Genomic DNA, 20,471 nt, shown 5'->3' on the forward strand with positions numbered 1-20,471 from the left:
TATTTGTGGGGTTGTCGGCTGCCCAGCGGGTCGCCGCTGGGGTCGTGCGGGACGCCGGGGCGCGCTTAGGCGCCTACCGCTGCGACGACAATCCCCGCACACCGAGGCAACCCGAGCCACTCGGTATTCAGCGTCAGGTGGTAGCTGCGCGGGTCAGTCCAGTCGCGATTGTAGTACTGGCGATGGTAACGCGATCGGTGAGCATCGGTGTCGCGCACTCGCTTCTCCGCTTCCTCACGGGTGGTCGCATCGCGGGCCGCAATCACACCCACCCGGTAGCCGAGTGACGCGACCAGCTTGACGTGGAGGGTGTCCTCGCGCTTGCCGATGACGGCGGAGGCGGCACGCCCCACCAGGACCGCGTGATCGACGGCGGCCTCGGCCACGACCTGCTCGGTGATCCGCACCAGCCGAGCCTCCTCCGCTTCGGGGAGTTCGACGGCAGTCGGTGTGAGTAGTTCCGGCGTCGCCACGGTGAGCGCCCGCGCCACGCGTTCGGCGAAGGTCGGCCCGCGCTCCTCCTTTTCGCGCACCTCAGCGGGCGTCATTCCCGCGCGCGCGGCGACTTCCTCGACCAGTTGATTGTCGACGACTCGCCAGCCGAGGCGATCGGAGACGAGGCGAGCGAGGGTCGAGCCACCCGCACCGAACTCACGCGAAATGGTGATCAGCATTCATGCCTCCCTGGCCACCCACAGTTGCTTGCGCAGCAGGAACGTGCCGACAAATCCGATCAATGCATTGAGCAGGAAACTCCAGGCGACGCCGAAGTGCTCGGCGATGAACCCCGACTGGAACGCCCCCAGCGGCGCAAGTCCGAGCACCACGAACGAATAGACCGCCATCACCCGGCCCCGCAGTTCCGACGGCGCCGCGAGCTGCAGCTCGGTGGCGGTCGCGATCCCTTGTCCGGCCATCGCGGCGCCGGCCAGCGCGAGCGCCAGCAGTGCCGGCCAGGGCGAGCGGATCACCGCCAGCAGCATCGTCGCGGTCGCGAGCGTGAAGGAGGCGATCACCGAGGTGCGCAGCCGCGAAATCCGGTTGCCGAGCGCGCCCATGGCGATCGCACCGATCGCCGCCCCGACGCCGACCGCCGCCGTGAGCGCGCCATAGCCCCGAGAGCCGACGTGCAGCGCGTTACGGGCGTACACCGAGAGCATCGGGACGAAGGAACCCGCGAAGACGGTGAGCAACATCATCTGCCACGACAATGCCGCCAGTGTCGGCCGCGACTGGATGAAGCGCAGTCCGGTGAATACCGAAGGACGCTCGATGGCAGGGCGCGGCAGGTGCGGGGTCGTGATCCGGGAGAGGCCGATCAGGACGGCCACGTAGCTGAGCGCATTCACGGCGAACGCGGCTCCGGGCCCGGCCGTCGCGACAACCACGCCGGCGATCGCCGGACCGATGACACGGGCGAGGTTGTAGGTCGTGCTGTTGATCGCCGCTGCTGAAATCAGATCTTCGGGCGGGACCAGCTCCACGAGGAAGGCCTGCCGGGCGGGAACCTCGAACGCCGTCGCCAGTCCGAAGAGCACCGCGAGCCCCCAGATCCACTGGACCGTGACATGGCCAGTGAGCGTGAGCCCCGCGAGCGCGGCTGCTTCGAACAGCATCACCGTTTGCAGTAGCATCACAAAGCGACGCTTGTCGACCCGGTCGGCGACGACGCCGCCGTAGAGGGTCAGAAAGAGGATCGGCAGCGTCGCGAGCGTGGTGGTCACGCCCACGGCGAAAGCGGAATGGGTCAGTTCGAGGACCAGCCACCCCTGGGCAATCGACTGCATCCAGGTGCCGATCAGCGAGATCCCCTGGCCCGTGAGGAAGCGGCGGAAATCGATGTGCCGAAGCGCCCGGGCCGGCCCGTGATAGACGCCACGGCTGATCTCTCGCAGCGGCTCAAGCGCACGATCGATCAGGGAGGTGGCCGGGGAGGGCATTGTTCCAAGCTAACCCCAACCGAAGGAGTGGTGGGGACGCGCATTGAACCTCCCCGTCCCGTGGGGTACCATCCATGGATGCGCTACACCACCTACTCCCGGTACCTGGCCGGCATGGCCGATCAGGTCAACCTGCAATCGCTGCTCGATGATCTCGGCGATTTCCTGTTGCAGTCAGGATTCGATGGCACACCCTGGTGGGGCGATTCTGCGGAGGGCGAGGGTGAGCGCAACACGGCTGACCTGCGCCAGGCAATTCTCAAGGCGCTGATGGAATCAGGGCAACTCACTCCCGAGATGCTCCGGGCGCTCCGCGGCGAGTCTAGCGGCGATGCGGCGAAGGATGCGCAGGTCGAGCAGGATCTCGCCGAGATGCTTGACCGGATCATTCAGCGCCTCGTGGACGAAGGGTATCTCAAACTCGAGGGCACCCCGGAGCGCGTCCCCGACACGGGTCTGCCGGGCGGCGAAGCGCGCGCCGCTGCGCGCACCGTGCGATTCGATGTGACCGAAAAAGGAGCCGACTTCCTCGGCTACAAGACGCTCAAGGAACTGCTCGGCGCCCTGGGGAAATCCGCAATCGGGGCGCACGAGACGACTCACCTGGCGACCAGCAACGAGGCCGAAGCAGCGAGCCGCCCCTACGAGTTCGGCGACGTGCTCAACCTCGATGTTCCCGCGACGCTCGCATCGGCCATCGCGCGACATGGTCTCGGTGTGCCGATTCCGCTCGACTACCGCGACCTGATGGTGGTGCAGTCGGAGTATCGATCATCGGCGGCCACGGTGCTGATGCTCGACTGCTCCCATTCGATGATCCTCTACGGCGAAGATCGCTTCACCCCCGCCAAGCGGGTCGCGCTGGCACTGACCCACCTGATTCGCACCCAGTACCCCGGCGATTCGATCCGGGTGGTGCTCTTCCACGATTCCGCCGAAGAGATTCCTGTCTCGGCGCTCGCGAATGTGAAGGTCGGGCCGTGGCACACCAACACCGCTGGCGGGCTCGCGCTCGCCCGGCGCCTGCTGGCCGGCCAGAAGCAGGAGATGAAGCAGATCGTGATGATCACCGACGGCAAACCGTCAGCAATCACGTTGCCTGATGGACGGATCTATGTGAATTCGATGGGGCTCGACCCGAGCATCCTCAAGGCGACCTTCGCCGAGGTGGCTGCCTGCCGGCGCAGCGGCATCCTTATCAATACTTTCATGCTCGCGCGCGACCGGGCACTCGTGGATTTCGTCAAGCAGGTCTCGCAGATCTGCCGCGGCAAGGCCTACTTCGCCAATCCGATGACGCTGGGGCAGTTCCTGCTGATGGATTTTCTCAAGGGGAAGAGTCGCCGCGTCGCCTGAAGCGCTTCACGAAAGAAAGCGCTCGCCCCACTCCTGCACCGTCAGGAGCCGCCACAGCTCCTTCATCGGCTGGCCGCGTCGGAAGGCGTCGAAGTGCTGCCGGACGACGCCCGCATTGAGCAACCCGAGATCGTCCACGCTGCGCGAATGGAGCATATCGCCAATCGCGTCGCCCTGCGGACCGCGGAACCATGCTCGTACTGGCGTGGCATACCCCTTCTTGTCGGTCCGATCGACCACGGAGGCCGGTAGCGCGTCGCGAACAGCCTCGCGGAGGATCCGCTTGGTCACGCCCCCGGAGAGCTTGGCCGACGCCGGCAGGTTTCGCGCGTAGGACACCATCGACATCGTGATGTAGGGCACCCGGCTTTCGATGCCGAACGCCATCGAGAAACGATCCTCGGCCTGAAGGAGCATCGGCAGGCGGGTGACGTGAAAGTCGCTGCGCAGGTGGCTCTCGAGGCTCCAGAAGCCGCGGCGCACCACGGCCCCGTCAACATCGTGCGCCGAGTCGCGCAGCAGCGGCCCGAGCGAATCGGTGTTCCAGCTCCGCGCCTTGCCGAAGACGCGCGCCCCGCGGCGCGCCCATCCGGGCCACACCGGCCCGAGCAGACTGCGCGCCATGCGCGCCTCAGACAGCGACTGGTGGGTCGCCTCGGCCCGAAGCTCGGCGGCTCCGAGGCGCCACTGCCCGGAGCGGAAAAGTTGTCGCAGGTAGGAGGGGTAGTAATAGGGGTATCCGCCGAACAACTCATCGGCTCCCTGGCCATTGATGACCACCTTGATTCCGTGCGCCGCGACCAGTTGCATCACGTGCCACCAGCTGTACACGGCCTCACCCCACACCGGCTCCTCGAAGTGCCACACCGTCTGCCGCAATACATCGAGCGCATCCGATCCGTCGGGCTCGTGTTCGTGATGGATTACCGTGGGGTAACGCTGCAGCACGTCCTGCACGAACCGGCGCTCATCGAGCTCGGTGCCGGGATACACTACCGAGAAGGTATGCAGTGAGTAGGGAAGTTTCGGCGCGGCGATCGCGACGAGCGCACTCGAATCGATGCCACCGCTCAGGCAGGCCCCCACCGGGACATCACTGCGCAAATGCAGATCAACACTCGCATCGAGCAACCGCCGCAACGTCGCCGGGGAGTCATCTTTCGGCGCTGCCGCCATCTCGGCCGCATCGTCGAGCCACTGGGTTTCGGTGACGCTCTCGGCGCGCACGGTGAGCCGGCAGCCAGGAGGCAACTGCTTCACCTCGCGCAGGGTCGTCGCGTGCAGGTCGGTGCGCATCTGGTAAATCGCGAGTGACGCGAGGGTCGAGACATCAGGCGTGCGCAGCGGCAAGAGCGGCAGCAGCGCCTTCAGCTCGGAGCCGAACCCGAAGGTGGAGCCGACGGTCGCGTGATAGCATGGCTTGATGCCGTAGCGGTCGCGCACCAGTTCGAGTTGTTGCCGCCGGGCGTCCCACAGCGCGAAGGCCCACATCCCGCGAAACCGGTGAATCGCATCGGCACCCCAAGCATGCCACGCGTGGAGGATGACCTCAGTGTCGCTCTTGCTGCGGAAGATGTAGCCGCGCCCCTCGAGTTCCCGGCCGAGCTCGAGGTAGTTGTAGATCTCGCCGTTGAAGACGATCCGCAAGGAACCATCGGCATTGGCCATCGGCTGATGGCCGGCAGGGGAGAGATCGATGATGCTGAGGCGAAGATGGCCGAGGGCGAGTCCGCCCTCTAGCCACCGGCCGGCATCATCGGGACCGCGATGCCGGATGGCGTGACACATCCGCTCCAGCAGTGCGGGGTCGGCAGCGCGCCCATCTCGTTGCCAGAACCCCGCAATGCCACACACTAGCGGTAGACGACCGTCTTCACGCGCTTCCCGGCCGGGAGGCTCGCCCCATCAGGAACCCCGTTGATGATCGCGAGCGTCTGCGCCGAGACGGCGCCGTTGCTCTGTTGTGCCAGTGTTGCCACCGGCGTCGCGCGAGGAAGCGTCACGATCCGGAGGTACTTGCGCTGCTGGAACTGCTGGCTGGCAGACGTGGGCCCGAATGACCGGAGCACCTGAGTGATCGCACCGCCCTGCTGCCCCCAGCTCGAGGCGAGCGCGAGGCCGAGGAACTGGAAGACCTGACCGTTGTGCTGCAGGAAGAGCACGCTGCCCCGCAGTTGCTGGCCGTCCTGAGTCGCCGCGGTGAAATCCGCGGTGACGGCCGGCACGCCATTGACCGTGGTGCGCTGGGCGCCGGGTGAGGTCAGCCCCTGCTGCGCCAGAAACGCCTGCGCGGCCGCATCCACCGTGCTCTGCTGTGCCCCCGACAAGGAGACCTGCGCCGTGCCGTTGGGCTCGGCCATGGCGACCTGGGCGAGCGTGTTCGACGTCTGCCAGCCCTGCGGCACCATGAACTGGAACTTCAGGCCCGGATGCAGGAAGCGACCGTTCTCGAAATATCCCTGTTCCGGATCTTCGCCGAAGAGCAGGCCATCGATGCGGGTGAGGAACCGATCGCGATCGGAGTGCAATCGCGACGGATTGCTCACGGTGTCGGCCCACGCCTGCGTCTTCTGCACGCGCGAGCCCGGATCAGGGTGGGTCGAGAGGAAGTTCGGCATGCCATTCCCCCCGCTCACGGCGCTGAGCCGCTCGAGGGTGCGGAAGGTGTTTGGCATTTCGCGCACGTCGTACAGCTGCTTGAGCGAATACCGATGACCGAGCTGGTCGGCCTGGCTTTCGTCATTGCGCGAGAACTTGAGGAAGTAGAGTGACGCGGCAGTCCCGGCGAGCTGTCCGGCCACACCACCGGCGACCTTCGGCGCGGCGATCGCGCCGGCCATCAACCCGACCTGGGCGAGCTGCTGCTGCGAGAGCATCGCGACGGTGTGTTTGGCGGTGACGTGTCCGATCTCGTGACCCACCACGGCAGCCAGCTCGGCTTCGGAATTGAGATAGGTCAGGATGCCGCGGGTGATGAAGATGAACCCGCCAGGCGCCGCGAAGGCGTTCACCATCGGGTCATCGATGACGTGGAACTCCCACGGCAGCGCGGGTCGTTCGGACGCCGCGGCCATCTGCTTGCCGATGCCGGCGACGTACTGCTCCAGCGTCGCGTCGGCGATGAAACCACTCTCCTGTCGGGCACGAGTCACTTCGGCGCGCCCCATCTCGATCTCCTGTGCTTCGGAGACGAGGGAGAGCTGACTCTTGCCTGTGACGGGGTTGGTAGCGCACGCGGCGACGAGGAGGACGGAACCCACGATGAAGTTTCGCATTGGCCTGTGGGTGAGAGATGAGCGTATCATAGTGATCCAGATGACGAACTCGCCAGAGCAACCGACACGCAGCGCGTGGACCGGATGGACCCCGGCGGCGGGCCTCCCCCTCCCCGGGAGCCCCCCTCCTGCCGATCACCGCATCGCCTTCGTGCTGCGGCTGGGCCATTCCCTGCATACCGCCGGCTATGCCGCTCACCGGCTCGAGGAGGCCCTCGAGCTCGCTAGCGACCAGCTGGGGCTGCGCGGCCAGTTCTTCTCGACGCCGACGTCGATCATGGCATCGTTCGGGCCCCAGGACGACCAGCGGACCTTCCTGATCCGGGTCGAGCCGGGCGAATCGAACCTCGGCCAGCTCGCGCAGGCGGATGAGGTCACCCGCGAGGTCCTCAACGGCGTACTCACTCCGCTCGAGGGAGCGACGCGGCTCGAACAGCTCGAAACCGTGCCGCCGCGCTACCCGACCTGGCTCAGCACGACTGCCTTCGCCGTCATCTCCGGCAGTTCGGCACGCTTTCTTGGCGGTGGCTGGCACGAGATGCTGGCCGGGCTCGCGATCGGACTGGTGATCGGGCTCCTTGCGATCCTTGCGGGTCGCGTGAGCAGTCTTGGTCGGGTCTTCGAGCCGATCGCTGCGCTCGCCGCTTCGTTCCTCGCCGCGTCACTGGCCGCCGCAGGGCTGCCGATGTCGGTCTTCCTCGCCACACTGGCTGGTGTGATCGTCCTGATTCCAGGGCTGATGCTGACCACCGCGATGACGGAACTCTCGACCCGCCACCTCGCCTCGGGGACGGCTCGCTTCATGGGAGCGCTGGTCCTGCTGATGGGGATCGCCTTCGGTATCGCGCTGGGTACCCGGATCGCGACCCTCGCCTTCGGCACGATTCCGTCGGCCGCCATTGAGCCTCTCCCCGACTGGACCCTCTACCTCTCGCTGCTGATCTCACCGCTCGCCTTCGTGGTGTTGCTCAAGGCAGAGCTGCGCGACGCGGGATGGATCGTGCTGGCGGGAGTACTCTCGTTTGCGGGGGCGTTCTACGGTCAGCGGACGCTAGGCCCCGAACTCGGCGCCTTTGGCGGCGCACTGGTGGCGGGCTTCTTCAGCAACTGGTATGCGCGAGTCACTGATCGACCGGCACAGATCACCATGGTCCCCGGGCTCCTGCTCCTGGTGCCCGGAAGCGTCGGCCTCCGGGCACTGACGTCGTTTGTTGACAGCAAGACGACGTCAGGGGTCGATGGTGCCTTTCGGATGGTGCTCATCGCCGTCTCGCTAGTGGCGGGCACCCTCATTGCCAACATCGTCTCGCCCCGCCGGAAGCTGATGACGTGAACAGAGAGACTAGAGACTAGCGACTAGAGACTAGAGAATTGAACCTGTCATCCTGAGCGTAGCGACCGAAGGTCGCGAAGTCGAAGGAGCTGCCCTCAGAATGACACCGATTTCTCTAGTCTCTAATCTCTAGTCTCTAGTCTCTAGTCTCTACCACCCGCTATTGAACCCCCGCATCAACACCGTCTGTCCGGGCACCGGCACCGGCGGCGTCGCCAAGGTGCCAAGTGACGCGAGTGGTGGACGGATGCTCTGCGGCGTCTGCAGCAACTTCTCCCAGGTGATGACCTGTCCGGTGTAGGCGGCCTCGCGGCCCATGATCGCCGTCAGCGTGCTCTCGGCGATGCGGCGCGCCTCGTTGAGCGGCTTGCCGGAGCGGATGCTGGCGACGAGGTCGCGGTGCTCCTCGACATAGGGGAGGATGTTGCCGGCGGTACTCCACTTCCACGCCTTCTTTCCTTCGATCCGATCGTAGCCGTTGGAGGTTCCCTTGCTGCCGACGAAGCGCTCGCCGACATTCGATGCGGTGCCGTCCTGCTGCCGGCACATCGAGTTGATGCGCACACCACCAGGGTATTCGTACTCGATCGCGAAGTGGTCGAAGATGTGGCCGTAGTCCGGTGAGGTGCGGGCCTGGCGACCCCCGACACCCATCGCCCGCACCGGCACCGCGCCCATCACCCAGTTGGCCACATCGAGATTGTGCACGTGCTGTTCGACGATGTGATCGCCGCTGAGCCAGGTGAAGTAGAGCCAGTTGCGCAGCTGCCACTCGGCGTCGCTCCACTCCGGCTTGCGCGGAAAATTCCAGAGCCCGCCCTGATTCCAGTACACCGAGCCGGCAATGAGGTCGCCGATCTGGCCATCGTGAATCCGGCTGATGGTTTCGATGTAGCGCGGATCGTGACGACGCTGGGTGCCGCACACCACGGCGAGCCCCTTCGCCCTGGCGGCCTCGCCCGAGGCAATCACGGAGAGGGCGCCGACGACATCGACCGCCACCGGCTTCTCCATGAAGACGTGCTTCCCGGCCGCGACGGCCGCCGCGAGATGGTCGGCGCGAAAGGCGGGCGGTGTCGCGAGGATCACGAGGTCGATGTCGCTCGCCAGGACCTGACGGAACGCATCAAGCCCGGTGAACGAGTGCTCGGGAGTCACCCGGTACTTCGCCGCAAATCCGGCATCGGTGGTTGCGATCTTCGCGAACTGTTCGCGCGCACTCGCGAGGTGATCGGGGAAGAGGTCGCCCATCGCGACCAGCGAGACGTTTTCACTGGCCATCAGCGCGTCACGCACCGCGCCGGTACCGCGACCACCACAGCCGATCACCCCGATGCGAATCGGGTCGGCGTCGGGCCGGCCCACACCGAAGGCGCGACGCGGAAGTCTGAGCGCTGCCGCGGCAGCGCCAGTGACCTGCACAAACGTTCGACGATCTACACTCACGGGACCCTCACGAGGCGAATACCGGTAAAGGGGGCATCGGACAACCACCAGCGACTCTTGGGAATCTGCGGATCAGTCTGGTTCCAGGTCGGATCCTGCCGGACACTCGATGCGGTCGTGATCTGCGCGGCCGGATCACGATAGCTGCCGCCGCGCACCGCAAAACTGCTGTCGGCCGTGGTGACCCACTCTGCCACATTACCGAAGAGATCCTCCACACCGATCCGGTCATTGAGCTTCTGCCCGACGGCGTGCGTCTGTCCCTCGGCATTCTCGCGGGTCCACGCAGTGGCATCGAGCCGCTGCTTGCTCAGCGGCGCCGTGCCGAAGGCGAGCTCTGCCGCGTGGGTCCACTCGGCGTCGGTCGCGATGCGATAGGTGTGGCCGGTCTTCTGCGAAATCCAGCGCGCAAAGGCCTCGGCTGCCGTTGCCGTCATCCCGATTGCGGGGAAGCCGGCGTGGCCGTAGCCCTTGTCGGGAGCGCCATAGGGGCGCGAGGGCCGCGCAGAGATGTCAATCTTGGGCCGCTCCTCGCGCGCGACATCGAGCCGGAAGGCGAAGATGTCGTAGATGTCCCAGGTGATCTCGGTCTTGGCCATCCAGAATGCCGGGACGTTGATCTTCACTGGCCCCGTGGCCGTGTTCATCGTGATCGTGCCGGCCGGCACGGGCAGCATGACAAACGACAGCAAGGCGCCGGGAATCGTGTCCGTGTACGGCACGAAGCGCTCAGCGCCCTGTGCCGACGCGGTCCTAGCGATCGCGACCAGGAGGCTCGTCACCAGCAGGGCGCGCGTGTGTCGGGATACTTTCATGGGATATGCGATCGGGACGATGGAAGGTTCGACGCATCGTGGCCACCGCCGCGATGTTCCTCAAGTTGCACCCACTCCCTGCAATTGCACAGGGGCCACGGCAGGAGTATCGGCAACTGCACCTCGGCGTCGAGGTCCGGTTAGTGCTGGCCACTGCCGACCGCCCCAATGCCGACGCCGCCGCACGGGACGCCTACGCAACGATCGCCGCGCTGGAGCAGATCCTCTCCGACTGGCGCCCCACCAGCGAGGTCTGCCGACTCGCTGCACGTCACGGCGTCTGGCTGCCGGTGAGCGGCCCGCTCTATCAGGTCACGGCGCGCTCCCTCGCCGTGGCGAGGGCAAGTGGCGGAGCCTTCGACCCGACCGTCGGACCGCTGGTGGCGCTGTGGCGCGAAGCGCGCGCTCGCGGTGCCGTCCCCGACGACCGTGCCATCGCGCGGGCGCGAGCTTCCGTGGGATGGCGGCGAGTCCATCTTGACCCTCACCGACAGGCCATCAAGCTCGACCGGCCCGGAATGGACCTCGACTTCGGTGGCATCGCCAAGGGATTCATCCTCGACAGTGCCCGCACGGTGCTGCGCCACCTCGGGTTCGCCAGCGTGATGCTCGATGCGGGGGGTGACGTTGTCCTCGGCGACGCCCCACCGGGTGAGTCGGGGTGGCGCGTTGCAGTATCGACGCCCCGAGGGGACAGCACGATCGTGCTGGCAGGTGTTGCCGTCGGCACCTCGGGCCCGAGCGCGCAACACCTCGATGTCGGGGGAGTGCGCTACTCGCACGTTATCGATCCGCGAACTGGTCGCGCGCTCACCGCGCCCACCCAGGCCACGGTGATTCATCGATTCGGCGTGATGTCTGACGCGCTCTCCACCATGATCACTGTGCTCGGGGCCAAGCGTGGCAGCAACGTGGCACGGGCGCTTGGCGCGATCGAGCTCTTCGTCAGCGACTCACCGATGCCGTGACTACATCCGCCCTTCGACGATGGTGGCGAGTTCCCCCACCGCAACGAAGGGGAGCCCGGGAGACGCGTCGAGCCCCACGAGCAGGACCGGCAATCCTGAATCCATCAGGACCCAGCCGTTATTGGTCCAACGGAACGCCTCACCGTGCGCTCCCACGATGTAGGTGTGCTCCGCCACTCCGCGCACCGCACGCACTGCGTCCACGAAGGGGGGTGGCAGCACCAGCCACTCGTTGCCAGTCCAGTGCAATACCGTGCCATCTTCGCCGACAATCCAGACATCGCGCGACGAGCGACTCCACACGCCGCGAAGGAGGGCGTTGCTCGGCACCGTGACGCGCTGCCAGCGTCCTCCATCGAAGTGCAAAGCCGTGCCACTGTCGCCGACGGCCCAGACGTCGTTCCAGCTGGTACCCCAGACGTGCCGAAGGAAGTTCGTGGTCGGGGTACCGAGCTTCCGCCACGCGCCGCCTTCATATGCCAGCGCGGTGCCTTCGGCACCTACGATCATCGCGCGACCATCGGGAGCCCACCACACCGAACGAAGCAGCCCGGAATAGGGCGACGCTTCGCGTTGCCAGTTGAGCCCATCGAACCGCAAGATGGTACCGCTATCTCCCACGACGAGACGCGCACTCGAGGAAGGTCCCGCGATGCCATAGAGCGATGCCGTGGTCGGCAACGACGCTGCTTCCCAGATACCGGCACTGTTGCGGGCGTAGGCGAGACCACCTTGCCCCACGGCGAGCGCGCGACCATCCGCCGGCGCGTGAACCGCGTAGAGCACGCCACCTTCGAGTGTCGGCCGCCAGCCCGCGCGATCATCGAGCACCGTGCCGAACCATCCCGCAGCGAAGCGCCGGCCACCCGCGCCGGTGATCGCTCGCAGGTTTTCACGCGGCGATGCCGTGGGAACGATGCTCCAGGTCACTCCGTCGCCCGACAGCAATCGCCCGCCGTCACCAGCAGCGTAGAAGCGGCCCGCTCCATCACTCCACACGGCGAAGAGTGTCAGGCCGGTGGGTGACGGCACCTTTCGCCAGATATTGTTCTCGCGCACCACGATGGTCCCGGCTCGCCCCACTGCCACGATTCGTCCGGCGCCGTCGCCGGCGACCGCAAAGAGTCCCTCGGTCGTAGGTGAAGCCACCGCACGCCACGACCCTGTGGTGCAGCATTCGAGAATGACACCGCCCTGGCCAACGGCCACGAGAGCATCTTCGCTGGTGCCCCAGATCCCCCAGATCTCGGCGGGTAGCGGCGTCGGCATCAGCGCCCAGCGTCCATTCGTCCGGCGCATGATGGCGCCGCCATTCCCGACGGCCCAGACGCGATCGCGATCGAGTCCCCAGACATCGAGCCAGGTTACCCCCGGCAGCAAGGGCTCGCCTTCCCAGGCGGTGCCAACTCGATGAAAGAGGTTGCCCGCACTCCCGACGGCGAGCAGGTCGGTGGTGTCGGCGCCCCAGATTCCGGTAATCGTTTCGCCGGTCTCGATCGATTCCGAACGCCAGGAAGTGCCATCCCACGACAGGATCACACCGGCCTGTCCGCCGACCCAGAGACGTGTCGCCGACGCGGCCCACGCTGCAAGCAGCGAGACGTTCGTCGGGCCGTTGCGGATGGCGGCGATTTCAGTGACCGGGGTGGTAGCTGGAGGCGTCGGTGCAACTGCGTCACTGCTGCAGGCCGCCAGAAGCGCGAGGGCGGCAAGGAGGGGGGTACCCGGCTTCACTCTCCAGCTGCCTCCGCTCGACCGAGCAACGCGAGGATGTGCGCCCGCTGGAATGCATAGAGGAGCGCACCGAAGGCGGTGGCCGCGAGTGTGACGACGAGGGCCGCGACGTCACGTGGCGCCTCGTTGAACCGCGTCAGCACAGCGAAGAGGAGGGCGGCGACCAGCATCGGTGCGAGCATCGTGCGCGGCAGCAGTTCTTCACGACGACCACGCCATTCGGCGACGAGATACCCCAGCAGTGTGAAGCCGGCGCCGCGCTCGAGCCAGCGGAGGATGGTGACGCGGGCGATCTCGCCACTCCCGGCGTGATAGAGCTCACCACCACTCCGCGCGAGTGCCGTCAGGTAGAGCACGACGAGCGGCAGCAACAGCCGGACGACCTGGGGCTCAAGTCGACGATCGTGTCGTACGGCGCCGCGCCAAAGGAGCCGTGCCGCGAAGGTGACCAGCACCACCAGTAGCGCGCCGGTCAGGACGGCGGTGGGAGCTGCACGCATTGCTGGAATCGCCCCGAGCAGGTACCAGAAGATCGCCGCGACGCCGAGCCCGGCAGAGAACACGTGCTCGCGTCCTTCGAGCTCCGCCTGACCGGTGCTATCACTCGCCGCGACCGCCGCGAGGGCGAGTGCACCAGCACTCACCAGCGGCACCAGCGCCCAGAGCCGGTCCGGTGAGCCACCGGTGGCCAGCCCGTCGAGCCACATCAGCGGAACCAGCAGGTAGACAAACCCCATCAGCGGCAGGTCGAGCAGCAGCCGCCCGATCAGCGTGCGCCCCTCGCCGAGTCTGCGACCCACCAGGTCGGAGAGGAAAGCACCGCTCCAGGCACCGAGCCCGTTGGCGGCCAGGTCACTTGCGGTCGAGTAACGCGGCGCCAGGAAGAGCTGCGCCGTTTCAATCGAGCCGCTCAGCAACAACCCCGCGAGCAGCACCACGATGGTGCTCCCGCGCGAGAGGGCCGGAATGCGCCGGGCAATGAAGCCGAACGGCAGGAAGAGGACGATGTTCAGCAGCAGATCGCTCAGCCAGCCGGTATCCAGCACCATCCACGAGGCGTGGAAGACCGCCGGAACCTGGAACTGGAACGGCGCGAGCGTGATGGCGCCGACGACCAGCGCGAGGTAGCCGGTGAGGAGGAGGCCCAGACGGCGGCCGGTGCGGAAGGCGAGGAGGTCGGTGATCCGGGAAAGCTACGAGGAAATCGGCCGGTCCGGGCGCAGGAGGACTCCCGCACGGTCAGCCACTGGACAGCAAGATACCTTGACGATATGATTGTGATATCACTTCTACTGGAAGGGTTCCATGGTACGTGAAATCGAACGGAATGCGGTCAACGGTCTGGTGGTGCAGGTCGCCCTCCTCGCCGGGTATGCCGCCGTTGGCTACACCTTCTTCACCGGGGCCGAGAGCCAGAATCCCGCCATCATCATTCCCGCGATGATCGCCTTCGTGCTGCTGATGATCATCCAGGGCGGCATCTTCTCGGTGCAGCCGAATCAGGCACGAGTGCTGACGCTGTTCGGCACCTATGTCGGGTCGGTGAAGACGTCGGGCCTCTGGTGGGCCAACCCCTTCTACAAGAAGCAGGCGATCTCGCTCCGGGTCCGGAACTTCGAGACCGCCAAGCTCAAGGTGAACGACAACGGTTCCAACCCGATCGAGATCGGGGCGATTGTCGTGTGGCAGGTCGTCGATTCGGCCGAGGCGCTGTTCGAGGTCGACAACTACGAGGACTACGTCCGGGTCCAGAGCGAGTCGGCCGTGCGATCACTCGCGACGCAATACCCGTATGACTCCAACAGCGACGAAGTCCGGTCGCTGAGTCACAATGCCGCCGACATCTCCGACCAACTCGCCAGCGAAGTCCAGGCGCGGTTGTCGAAGGCCGGGATGAAAGTGCTCGAGGCGCGGCTGGCGCACCTGGCGTATGCGCCGGAAATCGCCAACGCGATGCTTCGACGTCAGCAGGCGAGTGCCATCATTGCGGCGCGGACGTTGATCGTCGAAGGTGCCGTATCGATGGTCGACATGGCGCTCAAGCTGATTGACGAGAAGGGGATGGTGAAGCTGGACGAGGAGCGCAAGGCGGCGATGGTGTCGAACCTGCTGGTCACGCTCTGCGCCGAACAGCCGATGCAGCCGGTGGTGAACACCGGTTCGCTCTACACCTGAGTCTGATGTGAGCGAGCGCAAGTCGCTTCTCCTCCGCCTCGACCCAGGGCTTCACACCGCGATGCAGCGGTGGGCGGCGGACGACTTGCGCTCGCTCAATGCCCAGATCGAATTCCTGCTTCGGCGAGCGCTGCGCGAGTCCGGGCGCAGCGCTGCCGAAAGCGATCGAGGAGAGCCCGATATCAGCTCGGCGGAATCTCCTTGAGCCACTGCTTCACGCCACCATGACTCGAGCAGCTGCCGCTACGGTGCTGGCTCTGCGAATAGGTCCCATCGTTGCAGAGGGCGCTGGCGCCAGCCGGTGATCCGGGAATTGCCCGGGTCGGCACCTGGGGCGCGGCCGTTGGCGCGGCGCGGGACGATGGCGTCGCCCGCGGCGGAGCCGGGGTCGGCGCCGGCGCTGCAGTGGCCGCACCGAACCATTCCTTCACACCACCATGATTCGAGCACGCGCCGCTCTTGCTCTTCGCGGCCGTGGTCGTGCCGTCCGCGCAGCGGCCAGTCGCGTTCGCCGCAGCGGTCGTCGGTGCCATTCTCGCCGCCGGGGTTGCAGGCGCCGAACTGCGAGGCGATGGTGTCGCCTTGGGTGGCGTCGCCGCCGCAGTAGCCGCGGGACCGTACCACTCTTTCACACCACCATGATTCGAGCAGGCGCCGCTCTTGCTCTTGGCGCTGGTGCTGGTGCCGTCACCGCACTTGCCGGTGGCACCGGCAGTCGCCTGAGCGGCAAGGGGTGCTGCGGCGAGAAAGAGGCCGAGCACAAGGGCGGACATTCGGGAATGCGACACGGGATTCTCCAGGGCGAGGAAACGGGGCGGAGCGTCGCGGGGGACGAACCTCCGCCCTAAGGACGTACACCCCGAAAGGCGAACCCGTCAATGGCGGCGGGTTACTTTCCGACGCCAACCTCGACACGAGCAAACCATGAAAACCGACGCCCGGCGCCTGGAGCGCCTGCGGGTCGACATCTTTGCCCAACCCGACGACCTCGCTCGCGCGGTGGCAGAGCGGATCGCCGCCCTTATCCGCGAGCGAACCGCCTCCGGGCTCCCCTGCGTCCTCGGCCTTGCCACCGGCTCCACCCCCGTCGGGGTGTACCACGAACTGGTCCGGATGCACCGCGATGAAGGGCTGTCGTTTCGGGGTGTGACGACCTTCAACCTCGACGAATACTGGCCGATGTCGCCAGACTCGATTCACAGCTACCACCGTTTCATGCGCGAGCATCTCTTCGACCTGGTCGATCTCGACCCGGCCCGCACCCACCTTCCGCCGGGCGAAGGGTCGCGTGATCAGGTGGCCGATGCCTGCGCCGCCTACGAGACTGCGATTCGGGCCGCCGGCGGCATTGATCTCCAGCTGCTCGGCATCGGCAAGACCGGCCATATCGGCTTCAACGAACCGGGCTCGGGCGCCGACTCGCGCACTCGGCTCATCACGCTCGACACGCTCACCCGTCGCGACGCCGCCGCCGATTTCTTCGGGGAGCAGAACGTGCCGCGCGAGGCGATCACGATGGGTGTCGCCTCCATTCTCGAGGCGCGCGAGATCTGCCTCCTCGCGACCGGCGAGCACAAGGCAACCATTCTGCGCCGCGCCATCGAGGGTGAGATCGACCATCAGGTGGCGGCGACCTTCCTGCAACGGCACCAGAGCGTCACGGTCTACTGCGACAGTGCGGCCGCCGCCGAACTGACTCGCATCGCGACGCCGTGGCTTGTGGACGAAGTGGCCTGGACCACCGAGCTTGCGATTCGCGCCGTGACATGGCTTTCGCGCAGCGTGGGCCGCGCGATCCTCAAGCTCACCGAGAGCGACTACATCGAGCACCACCTCGCATCGCTTCTGTCGCTCTACGGCGCACCGGGCGTGGTGAACGGACTGGTCTTCAACGCCCTCGGCGCGAAGATCCGTGGCCGATCGAAGCTTCCGCGTCAGCAGAAGGTGATCTGTTTCTCACCGCACCCCGACGATGACGTCATCTCCGCCGGCGGCATCCTGCGCAAGCTCACCCTCAATGAGAACCACATCGTCGTTGCCTACATGACGAGCGGCAATATTGCCGTCTTCGATCACGACGTGCTCCGCTATGTCGATGTGCTCGAGCGCCTCGCGGCGGACGAACATCTTGGTCGTCGCAATGTCGATACGCTGGCAGCGCGAGTCCGGAAATTCCTCGCCGCCAAGGCGCCAGGAGAAGTCGATATCCCCGAAGTGCTCGACCTCAAGCGGATCATTCGCGAGGCCGAGGCCGTGAGTGGCATCGAGACGATCGGGCTGCATCGCGAGAACGCCCGTTTCCTCAACCTGCCGTTCTATCGCACCGGCAAGGTGAAGAAGGACCCGGTCGGTCCGGCGGATGTCGCGGTGGTGCGCGCCCTGCTCGAGTCGGAGCGTCCCGACCTGCTGCTCGTGGCAGGCGATCTCTCCGACCCGCACGGCACCCATCGCCTCTGCAAGGACGCCATCGACCTCGCCCTCGCGGAACTCTATCCTGGTGCGGTCGGTCGACCCGACGTCTGGCTCTATCGCGGCGCGTGGCAGGAATGGCCGATCACCGAAGCCACATGGCTGGTGCCGCTGGCACAGGAAGAATTGCGCCTCAAGATCCAGGCGATCTTCAAGCATCAGACCCAGAAGGACTCGGCACCATTTCCTGGTGCCGATGAGCGGGAATTCTGGCAGCGCGTGGAGAGTCGCAACAAGGAAACCGCGGCGATCGTCGATCGACTCGGCCTGGCCGAGTACTTCGCGATGGAGGCCTACGTCGTCGCCTGAGCGGGGAGCAGGTGCAGCTGTTCGAGCAGTGCTGGCAGGTCGGCGATGCTGGCGATGAGCTGGTCGTGTGGCTGTGCCTCGAGCACCTCACGCGCGTGTCCGCCGCTGAGGACGCCGACCACCAGACCACATCGCGCCATCGTCCCTTCCTGCAGATCGGCGGCAGTGTCGCCGACCTTCGCGACAGCGGCTGCAGGAAGATCACCGGCCCCCTTCCGCAGCAATTCGATCGCATCCGGCCAGGGTCGCGCGCGTTTCACCTCATCACTTGCAACGGTGGTATTTACCGGTGAATCGGGTCCGACCCACCCCATCCGCGCGAGCACGACGTCGAGCACATCGCGGGTGAAACCAGTGGCGATCGCGACCCGGATCCCGGCGGCACGCAATGCCCGGAAGGTGTCGGTGGCGCCAGTCACTTCGCGAACGGCGGGATCATCGCGATACCAGCGTCGCATCCGCGCCGCGAAGTCGGCGTGCAATGATTCGACCCGGTCGAGAAGTTCATCGCGACCGTGGCCCTCGAGCAGGGTCCGGATGGCCGTGCGCTTGGGAAGCCCAGCCACGCCCTCGAGTGCGCCCTCGCGCAGTTCCAGACCCGCGCCAGCGAGGACCTCTCGCAAGTTCCGCCGGACGACCCCGCCACCATCATGCACCGTCGTCCCGGACAGGTCGAAGACTACCAGCCGAATTGTCACGCAGGCTCCCTGTTCTGGCGCATTGGCGCTCCTCTGGCGGACACGATAGCTTCCCCGGCAGCAGCGGATCAACTTACCCCGAAGCAGGAAGGCGGTGGGAGATGAGCGAAGTTCTCGGAACGGTGATGGCTGAGCTCGATCGTCCTGGCGCGCTCGCGAGCATCGCCGCCAAGCTCGGAGTCGATGAGACCCAGGCTCGGCAGGCCGTGGAGAGTGCCCTTCCCGTGCTCCTGGGCGGTCTCGCTCGCAACGCGCAGAATGGCGAAGGTGCATCCTCGCTGCTCGCCGCACTCGACAAGGACCACGACGGTTCGGTACTCGACGACATCGGCGACCTGCTCAGCTCGGGCGGCGGAGCCGCTGGGAGCGGGATTCTCGGCCACATCTTCGGCGACCGTCAGGGACAGGTGCAGGATGGGCTCGGCCAGGCGACTGGAATCGGCGGTCAGGGGATGGGCCAGCTACTCTCCATGCTCGCGCCGCTGGTGATGGGCGCGCTCGGCCGCGTCAAGAATCAGGGCGGGCTCGATGCCGACGGCCTCCAGCAAACCCTCAACCGCGAAGGGGCGGCGATCACCGCGAACGCGCCCGGGCTGATGCAGGGGATGATGCGACTGCTCGATCGGAACCAGGATGGCTCGGCCCTCGACGACATCGCCGGCATGGTCGGCGGACTCTTTCGCAAACCCTCTTGACCCACTGACCTCAGGAATTCGACTTCCCATGCACACGCGCTCACGTCTCTTCTCACTGGCACTCCTCGCCGCGCTCGCCGCCTGCGGCAAGACGGATTCTCCCGAAGCTGCTGCCGACAGCCTGCTCGCGGCCGCCCCGGTGGTCCCCAAGACTCCGCATGTGGTGGGCTTCGACATCGGCCGGCAGATCGATTCGACCGGCCGGCTCACCGGCGGCACCACCGACAAATTCGCAGCGGGCGACACGATCGTCGTTTCGATTCGTGCGCAGTTCACCAAGGATGGCGATGAGGTGAGTGGCCGCCTGCGGAAAGGCACGCAGATGATCGACTCGCTCGGCGTCAAGCTGACCGCCCCCGATTCGACCGGCTTCTCGATCGTCTCGCTACGGTTCGCGCAGGCCAGGGCGTGGGCGCCCGGCCTCTATCAGGTCGAGACGTTCCTCGGCTCCGCTTCCCAGGGCATCAAGGAGATCACGGTACACTAGCACGCGAGTGACGATGGACCCAGCGGTGGAGGAGCCCCTCCACCGCACCGCCCAGCACCAGGATCCCCAGCGCAAAGGCGACGCCCACCATCGCCAGCCGCCACTGCCCCAGCCCGCACGCTAGCCCCAGCACCGCCGTCACCCAGATCGACGCCGCGGTGGTCAGACCAGTGATCGCCCCCTCGTCATCCCGACGGAGAATGACGCCGGCGCCGAGAAAGCCGATTCCCGTCATCACGCCCTGCGCGATGCGTGAGACCGCGTCGGGTCCTCCTCCGCCAAGCTCCACGCTCGCAATCGCGGCGACCGAAGCCCCGAGCCCCACGAGCGCGAGGGTCCGCAGGCCAGCGGGTTTGTGCTTGAGCTCGCGATTGAGTCCGAGCAGTGAACCTACCAGGGCCGCAGCACCCAGCCGCAACGCGATATCATCTCCCGGCATTGGCACCGGCGAATTACCGGTCAATGCCGCGATGTACTCCGGTGACCAGCTGCGCCTTGAGGGCGCCCGAAGGACATTTCGCCACTGCGGCAAGCACTGCCGCAGGATCTGCGAGTTCGGGTCGCACCCAGCGTGGCCGGGTCACATCGAACACCGGTGGCAGCGTCCGCAGGCACACGCCGGAATGTTGACAGATATTCGGGTCGAAGGTGACCCGGATATTCGGCGTTTCGTATACCTGAAGGGGTTTTTCAATCATTCGGCTCGACTCCACGTGCAGGGGCGGGTCGCTGGGGCTGCCCCACAAGAATCCCCACCCCCGCCCGCCACGG

Annotated in this window: 20 protein-coding genes; 8 read left to right on the plus strand and 12 right to left on the minus strand. The window is 66.3% G+C overall.

Annotated elements, in window-relative coordinates; genetic code table 11:
- Positions 1-65: 65 nt before the first annotated feature.
- Together V4558_03350 and V4558_03355 are read right to left on the minus strand one after the other, a co-directional pair.
- Entirely contained in the window at positions 66-674 is a 609-nt protein-coding gene (locus V4558_03350; GenBank protein ID MES2304511.1) for a cytidylate kinase-like family protein, read from the minus strand.
- Positions 675-1,940 (minus strand): MFS transporter, encoded by a 1,266-nt coding sequence (locus tag V4558_03355; protein MES2304512.1) that lies wholly within the window; start codon positions 1,938-1,940, stop codon positions 675-677. It abuts the gene before it with no gap.
- Between the two features lie 78 nt (positions 1,941-2,018).
- Here V4558_03355 and V4558_03360 point away from each other — a divergent pair, with 78 nt between their 5' ends.
- Positions 2,019-3,296: a VWA domain-containing protein gene (locus V4558_03360; protein MES2304513.1), complete on the plus strand. Its 1,278-nt coding sequence runs from the start codon at positions 2,019-2,021 to the stop codon at positions 3,294-3,296.
- Positions 3,297-3,302: 6 nt separating this feature from the next.
- Here the strand turns inward: V4558_03360 and asnB are convergent, their stop codons facing one another.
- Both asnB and V4558_03370 read right to left on the minus strand, forming a co-directional pair.
- Positions 3,303-5,150 (minus strand): asparagine synthase (glutamine-hydrolyzing), encoded by a 1,848-nt coding sequence (gene asnB, locus V4558_03365; protein ID MES2304514.1) that lies wholly within the window; start codon positions 5,148-5,150, stop codon positions 3,303-3,305.
- A complete protein-coding gene (locus tag V4558_03370; GenBank protein MES2304515.1) occupies positions 5,150-6,571 on the minus strand; it encodes a M48 family metalloprotease in 1,422 nt (473 codons plus the stop codon). Before V4558_03370 ends, asnB begins: the two co-directional genes overlap by 1 nt.
- A 40-nt stretch (positions 6,572-6,611) precedes the next feature.
- Between V4558_03370 and V4558_03375 the strand changes: the two genes are divergently transcribed.
- On the plus strand, positions 6,612-7,904 hold the full coding sequence (locus tag V4558_03375) for a threonine/serine exporter family protein (GenBank protein MES2304516.1): 1,293 nt from the start codon (positions 6,612-6,614) through the stop codon (positions 7,902-7,904).
- A gap of 150 nt (positions 7,905-8,054) precedes the next feature.
- Here V4558_03375 and V4558_03380 read toward each other — a convergent pair whose 3' ends face one another.
- Together V4558_03380 and V4558_03385 are read right to left on the minus strand one after the other, a co-directional pair.
- Positions 8,055-9,350, minus strand: a complete 1,296-nt coding sequence (locus V4558_03380) for a Gfo/Idh/MocA family oxidoreductase (GenBank protein MES2304517.1) — start codon at positions 9,348-9,350, stop codon at positions 8,055-8,057.
- Complete coding sequence (locus V4558_03385) at positions 9,347-10,165, minus strand: SUMF1/EgtB/PvdO family nonheme iron enzyme (protein ID MES2304518.1); 819 nt, start codon at positions 10,163-10,165, stop codon at positions 9,347-9,349. Before V4558_03385 ends, V4558_03380 begins: the two co-directional genes overlap by 4 nt.
- 5 nt (positions 10,166-10,170) lie before the next feature.
- On the opposite strand from V4558_03385, the gene V4558_03390 reads away from it, so the two are divergent.
- Positions 10,171-11,133, plus strand: coding sequence for an FAD:protein FMN transferase (locus V4558_03390; protein MES2304519.1), 963 nt, complete (start codon positions 10,171-10,173; stop codon positions 11,131-11,133).
- Here V4558_03390 and V4558_03395 read toward each other — a convergent pair whose 3' ends face one another.
- Both V4558_03395 and V4558_03400 read right to left on the minus strand, forming a co-directional pair.
- Complete coding sequence (locus V4558_03395; protein MES2304520.1) at positions 11,134-12,867, minus strand: hypothetical protein; 1,734 nt, start codon at positions 12,865-12,867, stop codon at positions 11,134-11,136.
- On the minus strand, positions 12,864-13,916 hold the full coding sequence (locus V4558_03400) for a VanZ family protein (GenBank protein MES2304521.1): 1,053 nt from the start codon (positions 13,914-13,916) through the stop codon (positions 12,864-12,866). Before V4558_03400 ends, V4558_03395 begins: the two co-directional genes overlap by 4 nt.
- A gap of 9 nt (positions 13,917-13,925) precedes the next feature.
- Between V4558_03400 and V4558_03405 the strand changes: the two genes are divergently transcribed.
- Entirely contained in the window at positions 13,926-14,183 is a 258-nt protein-coding gene (locus V4558_03405) for a hypothetical protein (GenBank protein MES2304522.1), read from the plus strand.
- Positions 14,173-15,042 carry an SPFH domain-containing protein gene (locus V4558_03410; protein MES2304523.1) on the plus strand — a complete coding sequence of 290 codons (870 nt, stop codon included), beginning with the start codon at positions 14,173-14,175 and terminating at the stop codon, positions 15,040-15,042. Before V4558_03405 ends, V4558_03410 begins: the two co-directional genes overlap by 11 nt.
- Before the next feature lie 182 nt (positions 15,043-15,224).
- Here the strand turns inward: V4558_03410 and V4558_03415 are convergent, their stop codons facing one another.
- A complete protein-coding gene (locus V4558_03415) occupies positions 15,225-15,815 on the minus strand; it encodes a DUF3761 domain-containing protein (protein ID MES2304524.1) in 591 nt (196 codons plus the stop codon).
- 151 nt (positions 15,816-15,966) lie between these two features.
- Between V4558_03415 and nagB the strand changes: the two genes are divergently transcribed.
- Positions 15,967-17,820, plus strand: a complete 1,854-nt coding sequence (nagB, locus tag V4558_03420; protein ID MES2304525.1) for a glucosamine-6-phosphate deaminase — start codon at positions 15,967-15,969, stop codon at positions 17,818-17,820.
- Here the strand turns inward: nagB and V4558_03425 are convergent.
- On the minus strand, positions 17,805-18,518 hold the full coding sequence (locus V4558_03425) for an HAD family hydrolase (GenBank protein ID MES2304526.1): 714 nt from the start codon (positions 18,516-18,518) through the stop codon (positions 17,805-17,807). The genes nagB and V4558_03425 overlap by 16 nt on opposite strands.
- A 101-nt stretch (positions 18,519-18,619) precedes the next feature.
- On the opposite strand from V4558_03425, the gene V4558_03430 reads away from it, so the two are divergent.
- Together V4558_03430 and V4558_03435 are read left to right on the plus strand one after the other, a co-directional pair.
- Positions 18,620-19,213 carry a DUF937 domain-containing protein gene (locus V4558_03430; protein ID MES2304527.1) on the plus strand — a complete coding sequence of 198 codons (594 nt, stop codon included), beginning with the start codon at positions 18,620-18,622 and terminating at the stop codon, positions 19,211-19,213.
- A 28-nt stretch (positions 19,214-19,241) separates the two neighbouring features.
- A complete protein-coding gene (locus V4558_03435; protein ID MES2304528.1) occupies positions 19,242-19,700 on the plus strand; it encodes a hypothetical protein in 459 nt (152 codons plus the stop codon).
- Here V4558_03435 and V4558_03440 read toward each other — a convergent pair.
- Entirely contained in the window at positions 19,687-20,163 is a 477-nt protein-coding gene (locus V4558_03440; GenBank protein MES2304529.1) for an MgtC/SapB family protein, read from the minus strand. The two genes, V4558_03435 and V4558_03440, sit on opposite strands and share 14 nt — an antisense overlap.
- Positions 20,153-20,398 (minus strand): (4Fe-4S)-binding protein, encoded by a 246-nt coding sequence (locus V4558_03445; protein ID MES2304530.1) that lies wholly within the window; start codon positions 20,396-20,398, stop codon positions 20,153-20,155. The genes V4558_03440 and V4558_03445 overlap by 11 nt, the downstream gene beginning before the upstream one ends.
- Positions 20,399-20,471 lie beyond the last annotated feature (73 nt).

It is taken from the genome of Gemmatimonadota bacterium, assembly GCA_040388535.1.
Lineage (GTDB): Bacteria > Gemmatimonadota > Gemmatimonadetes > Gemmatimonadales > GWC2-71-9 > Palsa-1233.

What these genes read in the sequence shown, in the direction of transcription:
- V4558_03350 (MES2304511.1), bottom strand. Translation starts at nt 674, where the DNA reads ATGCTGATCACCATTTCGCGTGAGTTCGGTGCGGGTGGCTCGACCCTC.
- V4558_03355 (MES2304512.1), bottom strand. Translation starts at nt 1,940, where the DNA reads ATGCCCTCCCCGGCCACCTCCCTGATCGATCGTGCGCTTGAGCCGCTG.
- V4558_03360 (MES2304513.1), top strand. Translation starts at nt 2,019, where the DNA reads ATGCGCTACACCACCTACTCCCGGTACCTGGCCGGCATGGCCGATCAG.
- V4558_03370 (MES2304515.1), bottom strand. Translation starts at nt 6,571, where the DNA reads ATGCGAAACTTCATCGTGGGTTCCGTCCTCCTCGTCGCCGCGTGCGCT.
- V4558_03375 (MES2304516.1), top strand. Translation starts at nt 6,612, where the DNA reads ATGACGAACTCGCCAGAGCAACCGACACGCAGCGCGTGGACCGGATGG.
- V4558_03385 (MES2304518.1), bottom strand. Translation starts at nt 10,165, where the DNA reads ATGAAAGTATCCCGACACACGCGCGCCCTGCTGGTGACGAGCCTCCTG.
- V4558_03390 (MES2304519.1), top strand. Translation starts at nt 10,171, where the DNA reads ATGCGATCGGGACGATGGAAGGTTCGACGCATCGTGGCCACCGCCGCG.
- V4558_03400 (MES2304521.1), bottom strand. Translation starts at nt 13,916, where the DNA reads ATGGTGCTGGATACCGGCTGGCTGAGCGATCTGCTGCTGAACATCGTC.
- V4558_03410 (MES2304523.1), top strand. Translation starts at nt 14,173, where the DNA reads ATGGTACGTGAAATCGAACGGAATGCGGTCAACGGTCTGGTGGTGCAG.
- V4558_03415 (MES2304524.1), bottom strand. Translation starts at nt 15,815, where the DNA reads ATGTCCGCCCTTGTGCTCGGCCTCTTTCTCGCCGCAGCACCCCTTGCC.
- nagB (MES2304525.1), top strand. Translation starts at nt 15,967, where the DNA reads ATGAAAACCGACGCCCGGCGCCTGGAGCGCCTGCGGGTCGACATCTTT.
- V4558_03430 (MES2304527.1), top strand. Translation starts at nt 18,620, where the DNA reads ATGAGCGAAGTTCTCGGAACGGTGATGGCTGAGCTCGATCGTCCTGGC.
- V4558_03435 (MES2304528.1), top strand. Translation starts at nt 19,242, where the DNA reads ATGCACACGCGCTCACGTCTCTTCTCACTGGCACTCCTCGCCGCGCTC.
- V4558_03445 (MES2304530.1), bottom strand. Translation starts at nt 20,398, where the DNA reads ATGATTGAAAAACCCCTTCAGGTATACGAAACGCCGAATATCCGGGTC.